General features: G+C 69.6%; 19 protein-coding genes. 9 read left to right on the top strand and 10 right to left on the bottom strand.

The annotated features are described in order from the left end of the window. Positions 1-402 precede the first annotated feature (402 nt). From ACLVWQ_RS02200 to ACLVWQ_RS02210, 3 genes are read right to left on the bottom strand one after another with little or no spacing between them, the layout of a single operon-like run. Complete coding sequence (locus ACLVWQ_RS02200; RefSeq protein WP_414106358.1) at positions 403-1,452, bottom strand: alpha/beta fold hydrolase; 1,050 nt, start codon at positions 1,450-1,452, stop codon at positions 403-405. A 25-nt stretch (positions 1,453-1,477) separates the two neighbouring features. Next, positions 1,478-1,990: a DinB family protein gene (locus tag ACLVWQ_RS02205; protein WP_414106359.1), complete on the bottom strand. Its 513-nt coding sequence runs from the start codon at positions 1,988-1,990 to the stop codon at positions 1,478-1,480. Positions 1,991-2,028: 38 nt separating this feature from the next. Beyond that, complete coding sequence (locus ACLVWQ_RS02210; RefSeq protein ID WP_414106415.1) at positions 2,029-2,655, bottom strand: class I SAM-dependent methyltransferase; 627 nt, start codon at positions 2,653-2,655, stop codon at positions 2,029-2,031. 94 nt (positions 2,656-2,749) lie between these two features. On the opposite strand from ACLVWQ_RS02210, the gene ACLVWQ_RS02215 reads away from it, so the two are divergent. Then, positions 2,750-3,367 (top strand): helix-turn-helix domain-containing protein, encoded by a 618-nt coding sequence (locus ACLVWQ_RS02215; protein ID WP_414106360.1) that lies wholly within the window; start codon positions 2,750-2,752, stop codon positions 3,365-3,367. Positions 3,368-3,508: 141 nt separating this feature from the next. Next, positions 3,509-3,661 carry a hypothetical protein gene (locus tag ACLVWQ_RS02220; protein WP_414106361.1) on the top strand — a complete coding sequence of 51 codons (153 nt, stop codon included), beginning with the start codon at positions 3,509-3,511 and terminating at the stop codon, positions 3,659-3,661. A gap of 61 nt (positions 3,662-3,722) precedes the next feature. Here the strand turns inward: ACLVWQ_RS02220 and ACLVWQ_RS02225 are convergent, their stop codons facing one another. Together ACLVWQ_RS02225 and ACLVWQ_RS02230 are read right to left on the bottom strand one after the other, a co-directional pair. Then, positions 3,723-3,980 (bottom strand): DUF397 domain-containing protein, encoded by a 258-nt coding sequence (locus ACLVWQ_RS02225; protein WP_414106362.1) that lies wholly within the window; start codon positions 3,978-3,980, stop codon positions 3,723-3,725. Further along, entirely contained in the window at positions 3,977-4,804 is an 828-nt protein-coding gene (locus ACLVWQ_RS02230; RefSeq protein ID WP_414106363.1) for a helix-turn-helix domain-containing protein, read from the bottom strand. The genes ACLVWQ_RS02225 and ACLVWQ_RS02230 overlap by 4 nt, the downstream gene beginning before the upstream one ends. Positions 4,805-4,917: 113 nt before the next feature. Between ACLVWQ_RS02230 and ACLVWQ_RS02235 the strand changes: the two genes are divergently transcribed. Continuing rightward, positions 4,918-5,427 (top strand): ATP-binding protein, encoded by a 510-nt coding sequence (locus ACLVWQ_RS02235; protein ID WP_414106364.1) that lies wholly within the window; start codon positions 4,918-4,920, stop codon positions 5,425-5,427. Here ACLVWQ_RS02235 and ACLVWQ_RS02240 read toward each other — a convergent pair. After that, the gene (locus ACLVWQ_RS02240; RefSeq protein WP_414106365.1) at positions 5,411-6,073 is read right to left on the bottom strand and encodes an O-methyltransferase; all 663 of its coding nucleotides are present in this window, start codon (positions 6,071-6,073) and stop codon (positions 5,411-5,413) included. The two genes, ACLVWQ_RS02235 and ACLVWQ_RS02240, sit on opposite strands and share 17 nt — an antisense overlap. Positions 6,074-6,139: 66 nt before the next feature. Between ACLVWQ_RS02240 and ACLVWQ_RS02245 the strand changes: the two genes are divergently transcribed. From ACLVWQ_RS02245 to ACLVWQ_RS02255, 3 genes are all read left to right on the top strand, one after another. Continuing rightward, positions 6,140-6,790, top strand: coding sequence for a TetR/AcrR family transcriptional regulator (locus ACLVWQ_RS02245; protein ID WP_414106366.1), 651 nt, complete (start codon positions 6,140-6,142; stop codon positions 6,788-6,790). 376 nt (positions 6,791-7,166) lie between these two features. Further along, entirely contained in the window at positions 7,167-7,631 is a 465-nt protein-coding gene (locus tag ACLVWQ_RS02250; RefSeq protein WP_414106367.1) for a peptidoglycan-binding domain-containing protein, read from the top strand. 374 nt (positions 7,632-8,005) lie between these two features. Next, on the top strand, positions 8,006-8,680 hold the full coding sequence (locus tag ACLVWQ_RS02255) for a TetR/AcrR family transcriptional regulator (RefSeq protein ID WP_414106368.1): 675 nt from the start codon (positions 8,006-8,008) through the stop codon (positions 8,678-8,680). A gap of 45 nt (positions 8,681-8,725) precedes the next feature. Here ACLVWQ_RS02255 and ACLVWQ_RS02260 read toward each other — a convergent pair whose 3' ends face one another. Then, the gene (locus tag ACLVWQ_RS02260) at positions 8,726-9,706 is read right to left on the bottom strand and encodes a winged helix-turn-helix domain-containing protein (RefSeq protein WP_414106369.1); all 981 of its coding nucleotides are present in this window, start codon (positions 9,704-9,706) and stop codon (positions 8,726-8,728) included. Between the two features lie 371 nt (positions 9,707-10,077). Between ACLVWQ_RS02260 and ACLVWQ_RS02265 the strand changes: the two genes are divergently transcribed. Next, positions 10,078-10,455 (top strand): peptidase inhibitor family I36 protein, encoded by a 378-nt coding sequence (locus ACLVWQ_RS02265; RefSeq protein WP_414106370.1) that lies wholly within the window; start codon positions 10,078-10,080, stop codon positions 10,453-10,455. A gap of 103 nt (positions 10,456-10,558) precedes the next feature. Then, positions 10,559-10,945 carry a peptidase inhibitor family I36 protein gene (locus ACLVWQ_RS02270; protein WP_414106371.1) on the top strand — a complete coding sequence of 129 codons (387 nt, stop codon included), beginning with the start codon at positions 10,559-10,561 and terminating at the stop codon, positions 10,943-10,945. 125 nt (positions 10,946-11,070) lie between these two features. Here ACLVWQ_RS02270 and ACLVWQ_RS02275 read toward each other — a convergent pair whose 3' ends face one another. The 3 genes from ACLVWQ_RS02275 to ACLVWQ_RS02285 form a co-directional block, all read right to left on the bottom strand. After that, positions 11,071-12,174 carry a WxL protein peptidoglycan domain-containing protein gene (locus tag ACLVWQ_RS02275; protein WP_414106372.1) on the bottom strand — a complete coding sequence of 368 codons (1,104 nt, stop codon included), beginning with the start codon at positions 12,172-12,174 and terminating at the stop codon, positions 11,071-11,073. A 151-nt stretch (positions 12,175-12,325) separates the two neighbouring features. Beyond that, the gene (locus tag ACLVWQ_RS02280; protein WP_414106373.1) at positions 12,326-14,305 is read right to left on the bottom strand and encodes a fibronectin type III domain-containing protein; all 1,980 of its coding nucleotides are present in this window, start codon (positions 14,303-14,305) and stop codon (positions 12,326-12,328) included. A 141-nt stretch (positions 14,306-14,446) separates the two neighbouring features. Continuing rightward, positions 14,447-15,706 carry a HupE/UreJ family protein gene (locus ACLVWQ_RS02285; protein WP_414106374.1) on the bottom strand — a complete coding sequence of 420 codons (1,260 nt, stop codon included), beginning with the start codon at positions 15,704-15,706 and terminating at the stop codon, positions 14,447-14,449. 232 nt (positions 15,707-15,938) lie between these two features. Between ACLVWQ_RS02285 and ACLVWQ_RS02290 the strand changes: the two genes are divergently transcribed. Continuing rightward, entirely contained in the window at positions 15,939-16,616 is a 678-nt protein-coding gene (locus tag ACLVWQ_RS02290) for a hypothetical protein (protein WP_414106375.1), read from the top strand. The last annotated feature ends 49 nt before the right edge of the window (positions 16,617-16,665 follow it).

Genomic DNA, 16,665 nt, shown 5'->3' on the forward strand with positions numbered 1-16,665 from the left:
GGGAAGACGGAGGGCTTCGCGCCCCGGCGGGCGGGTCCGGTCGGCGCCGGTTCTTCGGTGAGCAACCGTCCCCACGTCGTCAGGTAGATCCGCTAGATCCGCGCAGAGGACTTCGCGATGCCCGCGCCGCTGAGATAGTGCTCGACCGCCGCGGTGCACGACGCGGGCGGGGCGGACAGAAGCACGACCTGAGTGCGCGGCAACCGAAGTGCGCCCCCGCTCCCGAGTTCGGTCACCGGTTCGATCCTCATGCCCGCCCCGCCCTTCCGACATCGCCGCAGTAAATCCGGTATTTACTGCGGCAGTTACGTCCGGTCCGCCGGTCTCGCGGGCTACTGCTCGAAACCGGTTCGGCGGAGAGGGGACGTCAGTGCCCGTTGCGATGCCGTCTTGGTGGCGTGGTCATCCGTCGAGGAAGCGCAATAGCTCGGCGGTGACGAACCGAGGGTTCTCCTCGACGAGCCAGTGCCCGGCGTTCGGCACGTCCACCGCCCGCACGATGTTGGTCATGCGCGGGGCGACTGTGCCCTGGATCGCTTCGAGTTGTCCTTGGGCGGCCATGAGCAGGGTCGGGACACGCACCGGTGCTGCTGCCACAGTGTCGCGGACGTCTTTGTCGAGCGTGGGGTAGAGGTCGAAGCCGCCCGACAGGGCCTTGGGCCGACTGTAAGTTCGTGCGTACTCGTCGATCTCGGCGCCGGTGAACGGGGACCGGTCGGAGGTGCCGCCGAACGCCGTGCCACCGAAGGAGACCTGAGGATAGAACAGTGCCAGGTACTCGCGGACATCGTCATCCACGACCGCCTCGGGGACTCGTCGCTGGGAGTGAAAGGCGATGTGCCAGCTCAGTGAACGGTAGGTGCTTGCATCGATCGCGGGCCCGGGCAGCGGCAGGTCGAGGTAGCCGAGGCGTGCGGTGTCGTCGGGAAATTGGCTGGCGTACTGGAATGCCACTGCGGCGCCAAAATCGTGCCCGATGACACGAGCGTCACGCACCCCGAGCTGATCGGAGATCAGCTTGTGCACGTACCGCGCCAGCATGGCTTTGTCGTAGCCGGGGGGCGAGCCGGTGCTGTCGCCCAGTCCGGGGAGGTCGACGGCGTAGACGGTGTGGTGCTTGGCAAGTTCCGGCATGATCGGCCACCAGCCGTACCAGGTCTGTGGCCAGCCGTGTATCAGCACGACCGGTGTGCCACTGCCGCCCTTCACGTAGTGCATACGGACGCCGTCGACGTCGGCGAACTTGTGCCGGAAGGTCTTTTTGAACCGGGGATCGTCGTGGCTGGCGGCGGCGTAGGCGGGAACATCGCCACCGGCTGTCGGCGTGGACGTGGAGGCGGGGGTGGAACAGGCTGTGGTGGCGATCGTGAGCAGGAGGGTGAGCATCACGGTTGCCGCCGAGCGCGCGGAACGGAGGGAGCGGCGTGGCGACGGCCGTGGTTCCGTGATCATGTGTTTCCGTCCTGGAGAGGATGGGTCAGCGGCCGGTCGTGCCGTCGATGAGTTCGCGGAGGATGTCGGCGTGGCCCGCGTGCCGGCCGGTCTCCTCGATCAGGTGGGTGAGTGCCCAGCGGATGCTGGGAGCGGGGCGGTCCGGCCGGGGTCGGGGGACGGGTGCGCCGAGACCGGCGCACCCGTCGAGAACGTCGTTCGCGCGCTTGACCGCGTCTCGGTAGCGGGCGACGACATCGGCCACGCTGTCCGCCGGCGCGGCGCGGAACGTCGCCTGCCAGTCGGTGACGTCGTCCCCGAGGAACATCGACCGCTCGACGTACGTCAGGTGGTTGAGCAGGCCGAGCAGGTTCGTGCCCGACGGCACCGCGGCTGTTCGCACCTGCGGCTCGGGTGCGCCGTCGACCTTCGTGGCGATCGAGGACCGGAGGTAGTCGAGAAAGCCGCGCAGAACCTCGATCTCGCTGCTTCCGGTCCGGGGCGGTGGGGTGTCGCCACGGCCATTGCGGCGTGTGGTGCGGCGTGTGGTGCTGGGCAACAGTGGTCGCCTTCCTTCATCGGGGGCCTGCCGCCGCGTCAGGCAGTGCGGCAGATGAGGATGACGTGGTCGGTGACCTCGGCGGTGCGCCCGCCTGGTCCGGTCGCGATCCGGCGGGGGGCGTCGGCCCGCTCGACCGTCCATGTCTCCGGGGCCAGATCGATACCGGCGGCGACCTCCCGTGGGCTTGGGTACCGGGTATCGGCCACCTGATTCCACGACCACGGCGCGGCCGAGCCGTGGTCGACTACCAGCAGTCGCCCGCCTGGGCGCAGTGCGTGCGCGGCCGAGCGCAGGACGGCGACCCGGTCCAGGTCACCGGGGGTGTGCAGGTAGTGGGCGGAGATCAGGTTGAACTTGCCGGACGGGAAAGACCCGTGCAGGTCGTGTTGCACGGCGGTGACGCGGTCGCCCAGGCCGTGTGAGCGGGCGAGGGCGGCGAGCCGCTCGACCGCCACGGCCGAGATGTCGGCGGCGGTGACCTGCCACCCCTGGCCTGCGAGCCACAGTGCGTCGCCGCCGTCGCCGCATCCGAGGTCCAACGCGTCACCGGGCGGCAGGCCCGTCACTGTCTCGGTGAGGCGAGCGTTCGGCTGCGGGTTGCCGGCTGCCGGTCGGGCCGCGTAGATGCCGTCCCAGAAGGCGACCGCGTCGGTGGTGCTCATATCGGTGGTGCTCATCAGGACTCCTTGTGTCAGAAGGCGCTCAGTCTTGCCGGGGGCACCAAAAACTGGCACACAATCTTGCGGTAATGGCAAGATGAACCCCGTGGATCCCAAGACGGATGAAGACGTGCTCGACGCGGTGGGGCCGCGGCTGCGTGCGTTGCGCCGTGACCGCGGCATCACCCTCGCCGACCTCGCGGCGACGACCGGCGTGTCGGAGAGCACCCTGTCCCGGCTGGAGAGTGGGCAGCGCCGGGCGAGCCTGGAACTGCTGCTGCCGCTGGCCCGTATCTATGACGTTCCGTTGGACGATCTCGTCGGTGCCCCGCGCACTGGAGACCCCCAGGTCCACCTCAAGCCGATCAGGCGGTTCGGGATGACATTCGTGCCCCTGTCCCGGCGACCGGGCGGTGTGCACGCGTTCAAGATGGTCATCCCCGCCCAGCCGGAACCACTCGAACCGACCCCGCAGACCCACGAAGGCTTTGAATGGCTCTACGTGCTCAGCGGACGCCTGCGCCTCGTGACCGGCGAGCGCGACCTGACACTGCCGCCCGGTGAGGCGGCCGAGTTCGACACGTCCTTTCCGCACTGGCTGGGCAGCGCCGACGGCGGCGTGGTTGAGCTTCTCATCCTGTTCGGCCTGCAGGGAGTGCGTGCGCATGTACGCACCGACCCTCATCGGTCGTCTCAGGCCGGGAGCCGACGGTGAACTCAGCGAGGGATTCTGTATTCCCGTCAGCAGCGAGCCTCACCGCGCAAACGCCGCAGTGGACAATGCCGCACTCGCAGAGATCGACCAGGTCGAATGCCAGTGGACACGAACGGGCCTTGGGCCAAGGCCCACCCGAGGGTGACCGAGCTGACGGACACGGTGACGATCGCGGAGCTACAGGCTCGCTCCGTGATCAGCCGGTTCGTGTTGCTGGGGGCGGTCGGCGAGCCCTCGCCGGGGCAGGTGGTGGTGACGCGGGAACACGTACGGCCGCAGTGGCAGGACGGATAGTTGGTTCTGACCTTGATGCCGGCGGTGGGAGGGGTGTTCGTCCCGTTCGAGGTGCCGGACCCTATGCCGTGTTGCGCGGGCTACTGACCAGCGTGACGAAGTCGCCCCAGGCGGTGGGGGAGAGGGTGAGCTGGGGGCCGTGGGTGTTCTTGGAGTCGCGGATGTGGATGGTGGCGGGGCAGGCGGCGACCTCTACGCAGTCGCCGGAGTCGTCGCCGCTGTAGGACGACTTGTGCCATTCCAGGGCTACCTCGACGCAGTCGCCTGAACTGCCGCTGCTGTAACTGCTCTTGAACCAGGCCAGTTCAGTGGTCCTCATGACGCTCCTCGAATCCGCTCCAGCAGGCTCCGAGAATCTTCGGGGGTGAGAGCCTGTGAACGAAGTTTCGCATAGCGAAGGTGCAGGACACTGATCGTTTGTGGGCTGGCGATGAACTGCCCGCTTTCCTGCCCCTCGCAGTAGCCGAGCCACTCGTGGTCGGCAGTCTCCAGAAGCTGGACAGGACCATCAAGTCCCGGATGCACGTGGCGTGCCAACGGCATCAACTGCAGTTCTACGTTGCGCAGTTCCGTGACCGCCAGTAGGTGATCGATCAGCGCACGAGTGACATCCGGGCCGCCAGTTCCACGCTGGATGACGTGCTCCTCGACGATGAAGCTGAACGCCGTGTTGGGCAGCTCGGTGAGCAGTCGCTGACGGTCCGCACGAGCGGTGAGCTGCGCCTCGATCTGGGCGTCGGTCAACACGGGCAGCCGCTCGTTGAAGAGCGTGCGCGAGTACGCCTCCGTCTGGAGAAGCCCCGGCACCAGCCGGTTCTCGAACGTGTACAGGCTGATGGCCTGCTCTTCGAGTTCGGCCCACTGGCGGAACCAGGAAGCCAGACCCGGGTCGCGCGTGGCGTACTTGGCCGCCGCCCGCAGTACCCCGAACGCGTCCAGTACCTCCTCCGCCCGCTCCACGTAAACCGCCGGAGGCAACCGTCGTCCCTGCTCGATCGATGCCACCGTGCATGGTTGGTAGCTCACCAGTGGTGCGAACTCCTCCTGGGTGAGCCCCGCTCGCTTGCGGAACGCCTTGTGGACCAGGCCGAACGTCTTGAGGCTGTCCGAGGGTTCGGGGTCGGGCGTCGTGCTGTTGGTCATGCCGAATAGCGTTACTGAAGGTGACTGTGACTGTCCAGGGAGTGAACTCGTACGAGTGTGGTGTAGGGGTGTCGGGGCTGGTCGACGGGCCTGTTCGCCGGGACCGTTGAGCCATGCAAGGAGAAGCCCGGGTCCAAGTACCCGTCACCGTACGTATGTTCACTCAGCTCTTCAGCTGTACTCCGCGAGGGGCCCGGCTCGCTCGGCGGCTGGTCGCGAACCGGATGGACGTGTGGGGGTTCGCGTACGACAGCGAGGTGAGCGAGTCGGTGACCCTGGTCGTCGCGGAGCTCGCGGCCAACGCGGTCCAGCACGGGCGCGTCGCGGGGCGCGACTTCCGCGTACGGCTGCTGATGCGGGCCGGCGAGGGCGTCGTACGGGTGGAGGTGGCCGACGGGCGGACCGAGCGGCTGCCTGTCCTGCGGGAGCCGGGTGACGGTGAGAGGGAGGGTGGGCGCGGGCTGCTGCTCGTTGCCGCGCTGGCCGACCGGTGGGGGACCGAGCTGTGTGCGGGAGGGGCGTACAAGGTGGTGTGGGCGGAGCTCCCGGCGCCGCGCTCCGGGTCCGAGGTGCCCCCGGGCGGCGGGGGCCGGGGGCGTGTCGGAGTCAGAGGCGGCAGCTGATCTCCATGCCGTCCTCGACGGGGAACGTCACGCTCTGGTAGCCGTTCGCCGGGTCGCGTACGTGGTCGAGGTAGGGCCGCATGCTCTCCTGGTCCACGTCGTCGGCGATGACCAGGGTGCCCGGCTTGAGGCGGGGTTCGAGCAGGTGCAGTACGGGGAGGCAGAGGTCCTTCCAGCCGTCCAGCAGGACCAGATCGACCTGGGCGTCCAGCTTTTCGAGCGTGGCGAGGGCGTCTCCCTCCAGCACCGTGATCACGTCGGCCAGGCCTGTCTCGGTGAAGGTCCGGCCGGCGGTGGCGATCTTGTGCTCGTTCAGCTCCGTGGTGAAGACGTGCCCGGTGCCGTTGTCCCGTACCGCCGCCGCCAGGTGCAGCGTGGAGATGCCGAAGGACATGCCGAACTCGACCACACCGGCCGGGCGCACGGCCCGTACGAGGTTGTAGAGCAGTCGGCCGCCCTCCGCGGAGATCGGCATGTAGATCTCCGCGGCCGCGTCGGCCTGCTCCTGCGCGGACGTCGGCGCGGGACCGGGGGGCCGGTTCGCCCTGATGCGGCCGTAGTGGGCGTCGTCGTCCGCGGCCTGCGCGAACATCCTGTCGAGAGCCGCTTCGACCCGGGGGTCGGCGAGCGTGTGAGTGAATGCCATGACCGGTAGAGTAGACGCAACGTTGCGTCGAGTCTAGGGGTACTAGTCTTGGGCCGGGAGGCAGACATGGAGCAGGCGGTCCAGGCGGCGGGGGACAGTGCATCCGACCGGAAGGCGGAACAGCGTCGTCACCACGGCAATCGGCACGGGCGCAGCGTGGCGGCCCGGCAGGCGGTGCTGGAGGCGGCCGACGGGCTGCTCGTCGAGAAGGGGTACGCCGGCGTCACGATCGAGGGCATCGCCGCGCGGGCCGGCGTCGCCAAGCAGACCATCTACCGCTGGTGGAAGACCAAGACCGATGTCCTCATGGATGCCTTCCTCCAGGACGCGACCGAGGAATTGTCGCCTCCCGATCTGGGTGACCTCGCCCTGGATCTACGCGCCTATCTGCGTCAACTGGACTGCTTTCTGGGGCACTCCGATGCCGGGGCCGTCTTCCGGGCGTTGATCGCGCAGGCGCAACTCGACCCCGAATTCGCCAGGAACTTCCGGGCCCGGTTCCTCGACGAGCAACGCCACCGCGACCGCCTGCCGTTGGAGCGCGCGGTGCGGCGGGGGCAACTGCCCGCCGGGCTCGACATCCCCGCGGAGGTCGATCAGCTCGTCGGGCCGCTCTACTACCGGGTGCTGGTGACAGGCGATCCGATCGGGCGGGGTTTCACCGATCGTCTCGTCGACGCCTTCCTTCATCGCACCGTTGAGTCAGGTCCACGCTGATGGGGAGTTGATGCCCCGTCGGACCTTGTCCGGTCTCGTCCGCTGCCGTCCGGTCCCGTCCCGGCCCCGGTGTGAGCGTCGCGGCGGCGGGTCACGTGGCACAAGGGATCGTGTCTTCCGCGCGTCCAACTCCCGGCATCGCCAGTCCCTTTGCCGCGTCGCCCCCGGGGTCGGTGGGGCGCCACGGCCGGATGGGCGCACTGCGAGTCTTCGGCTCTGCGGTGCGAATCGACAGGCGAGTGTCTTTTTGGCCTGAAAGCGACTTCTGAGTCGTTCCCTCCACCAGCAGATTCAAGCGCAGGCCGCCCGCGACGCGTGACCGACGTCGTCGCCGGACGTCTCATTCGCCTTCACTCATGAATCGGGGGACCCACACATGGCCATGACCAGGCTCACAAGAACACTGCTCGGAACCCTCACCGCGGCAGCGCTCGGCATAGGCACCCTCGCCGGAGCGACCGCGGCCACCGCCGCGCCCGCCCAGCAGGCTCCCGCCCAGACCGTCACCATCCAGGCGGTCAACAACCTCGGCCTGAACACCGCCGAGGGCAAGAGTGTCCAGTGCTACGTCCGTGACGCCGCGCCGGTCGGGAAGTACAACCCCGGCGTGATCGACGGCCAGCTCGGCACCAACAGCTGGAAGGCCTGGCAGCTCTTCCTCAACGACCGCGGGTTCAATGCCGGAACCGTGGACGGTGACGTCGGCCCCAACACCATCCGCGGCCTCCAGCGCTTCCTCGTCTACATCGGCTACGACACCGGCGGCATCGACGGTGACGCCGGAACCAAGACGCGGGCCGCCTGGAAGGCGTTCGCCAACCTCGGCGGAGGCTGGTGCTGACCGCACCCGCACCCGCAGCCGCCCCCGCACTCGTATCCGCACCCGCATCCATAACCGCTCACTGATCGGTACGCCCTGCCCGTTCGATCCGGGCAGGGCGTTCGTCTGCGCCCGCTGACTCCGCTCAAGAAACCAGCAACGCGGTGCCGACGCCCGTACGGCACCGCGTTGCCGCGGCCGACGTCCCCTCGCCGACCGCCCTGAACGCACGTTGACTGTACAGCTGGCCAACCAACGGGCCAAGCCCCAACTCCCGCACTGGCAAGCGTAGTTCGATCGGCCGTCCGGACCGGTGGATGGGCCTCGGAGAGGAGCGGCGACAATGGTCGCGCCGAGCCCGACCAGCCCGGCGCGGGAACCGAGGACGAGCGGGAATGGGGTGGCACGTGTCGCCACGGTCGGCGGAGGCCAACGAGGAGTTGAGGGCGCAGTCGCGGGAGCGGATCCTCGCGGCGGCCCTGGAGGTCTTCGCCGAGAAGGGGTATCACGACGCCACCATCTCGGAGATCACCGCGCGGGCCGGCGTCTCCCGTGGACTGCTCACCTACTACTTCCCCGGCAAGCAGAACCTGGTGGACGAACTCCTCGACCGGTACCTCGACGGGGTCTCCGCGCTCATGGAGGTCACCGGCACCCCCGACGAACGGCTGGCCGCGATCATCGACGGGGTCCTGGCCATGGCCGCCGCCACCGTCCCGGTCCAGCGGATCACGCTCAGCCTGGTCGTCAACCCTGCGACCCACCCCCTGTTCGCGGCGGCCGAGGCGCGCAAGGAGGAGCGGGTGGTGGCCCTGGAGGACGAACTGCGCGCGCTGTTCGCCGAACGCGGGGCCAAGGAGCCCGCGGTGGAGGAGGTGCTGCTGCGCAGCGTCCTGGAGGGTGCCATCTTCAAGACCGCCGTCTACGGGGACCAGTACCCGACGGAGGCGATACGCCGCCGCGTGTACGCCCTCTACGACCTGCCCGCGCCACGCGCCGATCTGCCGCTGCCCTCCGGCCCGCCCCGGACGGACCGGATGCGGGCCGGGCGGACACCGAGCGGCGGCTGAACGGGCCGTCGGCCAGGACGTCCATTTTTTCGCGCAGCACCGCGGTCAGGCCGGCCGGTTGGCCGTGAGCAACCTGGTGCCCAGCGGGGTGGGGACGTGCAGCACGGTGTTCCGGTCGCGGATCGACGCGGTCAGGCCCGCTTCCCGCAGACTCCTGACATGTTCGCTCGCCGTCGCGGAGGTCACGCCCGCCCGCCGGGCCACCTCGCCCGTCGTGCACCCGTCCTCCAGGGCCTGGAGGACGGCGGCCCGCCCGGGGCCGATCAGCCTGCCCAGTGAGCGGGGCCCGGCACCCGTCTGCCGGGGCAGCCACCAGTGGTGGGTCCGGGCGACCGGGTAGACCAGCACGGGCGGCAGGTCCGGGTCGGTGAGGGTGATCGGTGTCTGCCAGCAGAAGACGGACGGCACCAGGAGCAGCCCCCTGCCGTCCAGGCGCAGTTCGCGGTCGAGCGGGTAGTCGGCCTCCAGGTGGGGCGGGCGCCAGCGCAGCGACGGGCCCAGAGTCGACAGCAGCGCGTCGACGCCGCCGCACAGCATCTCCCGTGCGCGCACCGCCCGGTCGGCCTCGATCTGGGCCCGCACCGCGGACCAGTACGGTGCCAGGGCCGCGTGGAAGTAGCCGTGGAGCGCCTGCCCGAGACGCTCCAGTGCCGCGGGCTCGCCGTCCGCGAGCGGACGCAGCCACGACGGGGCGGTGGTGAGCACGCTCATCTCCTCGGCCAGTCGTCGGCGAGGGGTGGACAGGACCGCCTGGACCCCCTCCGGCAGCCCCAGCCTCGCCTCCGCCGGATTGAGGAAGTCGGGAAAGCTGCCGCGGGGCGGTGCCAACGCCCGCACCAGGCGCAGGTGATGACGGGGCAGCCCGCGCAACTCGGCCTGCGCCTGCGCGCGCCACGCGTCGAAGACGGTCCGGCCCTGACGGGTCGCCAGGACATTGGCGCTGAGTACGGTCTCCCACAGCGGGTCGGGAGAGGCGGCGACGCGGGTTCTCGTCAGGTCTTCGCTCGTGAAATGCACTCGGAGCACGGCAAAACTCTCACAGTCGGTCAGGCGATTGACTCAAGTAATCGGATGCAGCGGGTGGCCGCGGCAATTGGCCGCAGTGTGTGGGCGCGCGGCGGTTTCTTGCATTCGCCTTTCACTCGGTGCTCCATCGCCTCGACTCGCCCTCACCATTTCCTGCTCGGCATTTCCCGCTCCTCGTCACTGTTCCCCGGGGTGCGGCGGGTCACACGGTCGTGGCAGGGGGCGCCCGGCGCGCGTCACGACGTCGAGTGCGCCCGTGACCAGCGCATTTCAGCGAGCGCCGAATCATGTGGCAGGAACGGTCGGGGCCGGGCACGCTGATCGGTGTACGCGACCAGGCTGCATCACCGGTCATAGGGGGAAACATCACCATGCGTAAAAACGCTGCCATCGGGGCGGTTGCCGCCGCGGCTTTCACCGCCGTGCTGGCCACCGCGCCCAGTGCCTCTGCCGAAGCCAATCCGCCCGGGTGCGAGAAGGAATACTTCTGCGGCTACAGCGGGGAGAACCAGACCGGTCAACTCGTCCTCAAGACCAAGGGGAACTGGACCGGGAGCGTCGCTGTCCGTTCGGTGTTCAACAACGGGGTCGCCTTTCCCGGCGCCGACCACGTCGACGTGACGTACACGTCCCCCGGTGGCGGCGGGGAGACGGGCTGTCTGCACTACAACCCGGGCCCCGGCGCCTACAAGGTGAACGCGGCCGAGGGCGTCCGCATCGTCAAGGTCGTCTGGCGCGGCGAGTGCTGACACACGTATCGGCACACGTATCGGCATGTGCGTCGACACACATGCCGACACCAGCACTGACGCGAATGACGACTCGGTCGACGACCACGGAAGGGTTCTGATCATGCTGACCGGAAAGCGACTCGCCACACTCGGCGTCTCCACCGTCGCCGCCGCCCTGCTCGGTGTCGTGGGCGTCGCCCCGACCGCCTCGGCGGAGGCCAACCCCGCCGGCTGCGGGAAGGGGTACTTCTGCGCCTACAGCGGTGCGAACCAGAGCGGACAGCTCGTCCTCAAGGTCGCCGGCAACTGGTCCGGCAGTGTGGCCGTCGGCTCCATCTTCAACAACGGCGTGGTGTTCCCGGGCGCGGACCACGTCGACGTGACGTCGTTCGTGGGCGGCCAGCCGTCGACGGACTGCTTCCACTACAACCCCGGCCCTGGCAGGTACAAGGCCAACGCCGAGGCGGGGCTGACCATCACGCGGGTCGTCTGGCGAGGTGAGTGCTGAGCCGGTTCCCCTGCCGCTGACGTCGTGCGGCCTGCGGGCCGGTGGGGACGGGGCCGAAGAACGGGGGGCGGCCCTGTCCCCACCGGCCCGGTCCTGCGGCTGCTCTCCGGCCCGCCGATGCGGTCTCAGGCCTCCTGCTTCGTCCGGTCCCGCAGAGCCTCTTCGACCGCGTCGCGGACCCGGGCGTCCTCGCGTTGCTTGCGCTGGGAACGGGTGCGGCGGTGCAGGAGGTACGCCGTCACGGCTGCGGCGAGCAGGAGTGCTGTCAGCAGGACCAGGGTCCAGGGCACGGCCCAGCCGGTGGTGGTGGCCCCGACGGGCTTGAGGGACGTGGTCGAACCGGCCGCGTCGGTGATGGCGGGCGTGACCGTCGCCTTCGCGGTGAGGCGGAGGGCCGGGGTGACGTCGTGGACCGGGACCGTGACCTTCCAGCGTTCGCCGGGGAGCAGCTCCGGGGGAGCGGCGATCCGGCCCGCGTGGGTCTCCAGGGTTCCGAACGGGCCCGTGAGGGTGACCTTCTGGGCGCCGGAGAGCAGGGCGTTGCCGGTGTTGTGGAGCGTGTACGTGACATCGGCGTCGCCCTGGCCGAAGGGGTTCGCCGTGCCGTGGTAGTCGACGCGCAGGTCCTCCACGGCGAGCGTGGGCTTCAGGGCGCCGCTGACCCGCAGCTTGATCCGGATGCCCAGGCGCCGGTCGACGGCGATGCCCTCGGTGTCGTCGGACTGCTTGAGCGAGGTGAGGATGCCGCCCACGTAGTCGCCGGGGGTGGCGTTGCGCGGGACCTTGACGGTGAACGGGATCTCGGCCGTCTTCCCGGGCGCGATCCGCACCGTGCCGTCGCCGGTCGCGCGGACCCAGGCGCCGATGCCGAGGGACTTCTTCTCCTGTGTGAGGAGGTCGAGTTGGCCCTTCTCGGTGGTGTAGCCGTCGGAGGCGTAGAGCGCCAGGCCGAGCGGCGTCTTGCCGTGGTTGGCGACGACCATGGCGTCCTTGACCTGGCCGCCGGGGTTGACGCCGTAGCTGAAGCTGGACCGGTCGTCCCCGTACCCGTTCGCGGCCGTGCGGACCGTCCAGGTCACGTCACCGTCGGCGGCACCGGCACCGGCACCGTCGGCGGCCTGGGCGGGCCCCGTCGACGTACCGGCGAACACCAGGGCGGCCAGCAGTGTCAGGGCGGCGTGACGCAGGACGGCGCGGGCCGTACGGCTGCGTGATGGGGATATGCGCATCGCGGGGCTCTCCGGGTTGTGCCGGCCCAGCTGGTACGGCTCAGTCGGCTGGGTCTGCGGAAGGGGCGGGGCAGACGGTCGGCCGGGTGGCTTCCCGCCTGCCCCGCGGGTGGAGCGGGGTGGATCGACTACTCGGTTGCCGCTGCGCTGTTCAGCTGCTCAGCGCGGTGATCGTCAGGGTGGCGCGGTAGCCGCCCTTCTGGACCGAGTCCGGGAGCTTCAGGTCCAGGTCGGCGCCCAGCCTGGCCTTGCCACGGGCGTGGCCCTGCTCGGCGGAGCTGAGACCGCGCGAGACGGACAGGCCCTTGCCCTGGTCGTCGTAGCCCGAGGCCACAGAAGTACCGGCCACGGCACCGGCACCCTGGTCGAGGATATACGGACTCCAGCCGAGGTAGGAACCCGAGAACGTCTTGCCGGCGTCCCTGAAGTCGCTCACGTTCGCCGACACCGACCAGGGCGACAGCGTGCGACGGGAGTCGGTCACGAGGATCGGGTTGATCTTGCCGGCGGCGGTGAAGTGGTCGCCGTCCTGCTCCTTGGCGGTACCGAGGTCCACCAGACCGTTGTAGCCGTCGATGGTCCAGCCGAACTCGCCCGGCGCCACCTCGGGCACGTTGACCTGGAGGGACTGGCCGTCACCGTTGTACGGGTGGACGCTCACCTTGTCGACGACCGAGCCGACGGGCTGGTCCGCGGTGGTGTTGGTGCACCAGTCGCCGTTCTCCACCTGGGAGTTGGGGGCCGCGCAGGTGCCGCTGCGGATGTTCTCCACGACGAGCTTCTCGTCACGGACCTGCACCTTGACGTAGCTGCGGACGTGCTCCTGGTTCTGGACCGAGTTGTACCAGTAGCTGTCCGGGTTCAGCGGGTCCGCGCCGTTGCCGGCACCGCTGGTTCCGCTGCTGTCGGGCTTGGTGATGTCGTAGTACTTCGAACCCGACGCGGAGTTGGCGGTGACGTACAGGACGCCGCCGGGACCCGGGTACACGTTCGAGGCGCCGGGCTGCTCGTCCTTGTCGGCCTTCTCACCGTTCTTGACGAGGTAGCTGCGGGAATAGCTGTGGTCGTGTCCCTGGAGGACGATGTCCACACCCAGCTTGGAGAAGGTGGTCGGGAAGTCCACACGGCGCGCCTTGTTGTCGCCGTCCTTGGCGTGCGAGGCCGGGGAGTAGATCGAGTGGTGGTAGACGAGCACCTTCCACTTGGCCTCGGAGCCGTGCTGGTTGATGACGTCCGTGACGTACTTGGTGTGCGCCTCGTCGCCGCCGCCACCCTGCGAGGTGGCGTAGCTGTTGCTGTTGAGGTCGATGAACAGCACATCCTTGTAGATGTACCAGTAGTCACCGCCCGAGGTGTTGGACGCCGGGTTGCCGTTCGAGTAGTACGCCCCCGAACGGTCCGTGTTCGGCGTCGAGAAGTGCTGCTCGTAGGCCTTGCCGCCGACGTCGTGGTTGCCGATGGTCGCGGCGAACGGGTACTGCCGCAGCTGGTCGGGGGCGAGGAACGCGTCCCACTGCGACTCGTTGTTGGCGCTCTCGACCTGGTCGCCGCCGGATACGAGGAGTTCGGCGTCCTTGTTGGCCTTGGTGGCCACGTCGAGGGTGTCCTGCCAGCCCGCCTGGTCCTTCGCGGTGTTCCCGGAGGAGCCGATCTGCGGGTCGCCCAGGAAGAGGAAGTCGTACTCGCCCTCGAAGTCCTGCGTCCTGAACGCGTAGGCGCCCGACCAGTTGCCCTCGCCGCCGACGCGGTAGGAGTACGCGGTGTTCTCCTTGAGGCCGGTGATGGTGGCGTGGCGGTTGTAGCCGCCGCTGGTGGAGATGTTGGCGCCGCCCAGGGCGTCGAACGTGGCGGCGTCGGCGGGGAACTCGCCGGCGGCCAGCTGGGCGGTGGGCGCGACCTGGATCTTCTGGGTGGTGTCGGCGGAGGAGTACCAGCTGACGGTGCGCTGGGTCTCGTCGGCGCCGACCCCCAGGACTATGCCGGTGAGGGTGGCGGAGTCGGCGGCGGCAGCGGGGGAAGTGAGTCCGCCGCCGCCGAGGGTCAGGATCAGACCCACGGATGCCGCGACGGCGGTGCCTGCCACGCGGCGTCGCAGGGGCCCGTGGGCCCCCGCGAAGAGCTTTGTTCTCATGACGTGTCGTTTCTTCTGTTCTTCTGTGCGCATGCGGTGTGCACGCAAGGGAGATCGTCAAACTTTCGGTACCAGGTAAACCCCGCATAAATGCGGACCCGGTATCTGCTGAACATCCCGCTCAGTCCCCTTCGGTCCCGCTCAGGACAGTCCGAACGTGCGCTGTACGAACCAGATCAGCCCCATGCCCGCGACCCCCGCGGAGATCGTGCCGGTCGCCCACAGGCCCGCCCGCCGGGAACGCCGCCGCAGGAGCAGCAGCAGCGGAAACACTACGGCGATGACGGCCAACTGCACCGCTTCGATCCCGACGTTGAAGACCAGCAGCGACCACAGCAGGGTCCACGACCACGCCGCGTCGATACCGAGCGCGCCGGCGAAGCCGAGGCCGTGGACCAGGCCGAAGCAGAACACCACACCCAGGCGTGTCCATCCGGCACGGTCCAGCGCGAAGTGGCCGCCGCCGCCCGGCACCGGCAGATCGGTGACATGGACGCCACGGCTGCGGATGCGCCACAGGTGCCAGCCGGCGACCACGGCGATGGACAGCGCGATCACCGGTTCGACGAGGCCCGCCGGCACGTCCACCAGCCCGAGGGCGGCCAGCAGGAACGTCACCGAGTGGGCCAGCGTGAAACTGGTCGCCGCGAGGACGATCTCGCGCGGTCGCCGTGACCCGGCGATGAGCGCGAGCAGGAACAGGATGTGGTCGACACCGGTCAGCAGGTGTTCGGCGCCCAGCCGGAAGAACTCCCAGAAGCGCTCGGTCCACGACTGCGCGAGGGAGAAGGACGGGTGGGCCGCGTCGAGCGCGGCGCTGCCGCTGTCGCCGCCGACCGCGTAGGTGGCGATCGTCTTGGTGCCCTTGACGTACTCCTCGGCGTCCGGGAAGAGGCCGCTGCGGATCTCGTGGCCGCCGCCGACCTCGCCGTGTCCTCCCGCACAGGTCCAGTCGAGGGTGAGCAGGGCGTAGGGCACGCCCTCCTCGCGGCCCATCCGGAAACCGCCGGCCTGGTCGGCGCGGCAGGCCGTCCCGTCGGCGGTGACCGTGAAGCGCCGGGTGACGTAGTCGACGGCCGTCGCACGGTGGGCGTCGAGCGCCGCGGCCTGGGCGTCGGTGTCCCCGGCCTCGAACGCGTCCGTTCCGGTGCGGAAGAGCGGGTCGTCGTGCCCGGCGTCGGCGGCGGACACCACCAGGAGGTCGTACTCCAGCTTGAGCTCGGTCCGCAGCCGGTCGGCGCCCGCGGCGGCGTCGGTTCCGGCGTCACCGGCGTCGATGACGTGTACGTACACGGTCGAGGTGAAGCCGTGGGCGGCGGCGGGCCGGCCGAGGCCGAGCAGGATGAGGAAGAACACCGCCGCGGCGAGAACGACCAGGGGGCGGCGGACAGGGTGTGACATGGGGCTCCTTGAGGTTGCCCGTGCACCGTGCTGGTCCGGTGTGAATTCACGCTGGCCGTTCGACGAACCGTATGAGAACAACTGCTCGATCAGGGCTGTGTGGGTGGAGATGTCCGAAAGCGGCAGCGCAGGATGGTGGCCGCACAACACCCGCACCCGCACCCGTACCCGTACGCGCGGCCTCTGCCTCAGCCTTGCCCCCGTTCCGCCCTCGCCCTGGAGGACGATCGTCTTGCGCCGCCCGCTTCTGGCCGCCGCCGCCCTGGCCGCGACCGCCGCCCTCGTCACCGGATGCGGTGACGGCGATGGCGACGACTGGTCGCAGTCACGTCCGCGGCCCTCCGCCGTCGGTGAGCTGCGCCCGGGATTCGTCGACCCGTCCGCCTCACCCGCGCCGGAGGCGACCGTCACCCCGCGGCCCGGTTCCTGGTCCGGGGTACGGCCCTCCGAGGGCTACCGGGTGGCCCTGCTGACCGCGGGCGACGACCGGCCGACGAAGGCACTGGTGACCGCGGTACGGGACTGGGCCGAGCGCGAGGACGTCGACCTGCGCACCGAGACCGTGACCGACGCCGCCGACATGGTCCCCGCCGTCGACAGGGTGATCGGCATGCGGCCGGACCTCGTCGTCAGCGCGGGCGACGACCTGATCGACGCGCTGGCCACGGTCACCCCGAACCATCTCTCCCAGCAGTTCCTGGTGGTGGGGGCGGAGCTGGCCGAACCCACCCACAACGTGACCTCGGTCGACTGGTCGGGGGCGTCGTTCCGCGGCGAGGGACTGGGCATGTCCTCGGCCTACGACCCCGCGTCGTTCACCGCGGCCCGCTGCGCGGCGGCGATCCGGGCGGGCGCGGCCGCGGTGCTCTCGGGCTGGACGGGCATCGTGGTGTGGGTGGACGACTTCTAGCCGTCCCGGCCCGCGGACCCCCGGCGGTGCCTTCCGCTGATGCCCCGGC

The organism is Streptomyces sp. CWNU-52B (assembly GCF_047444975.1).
GTDB lineage: Bacteria > Actinomycetota > Actinomycetes > Streptomycetales > Streptomycetaceae > Streptomyces.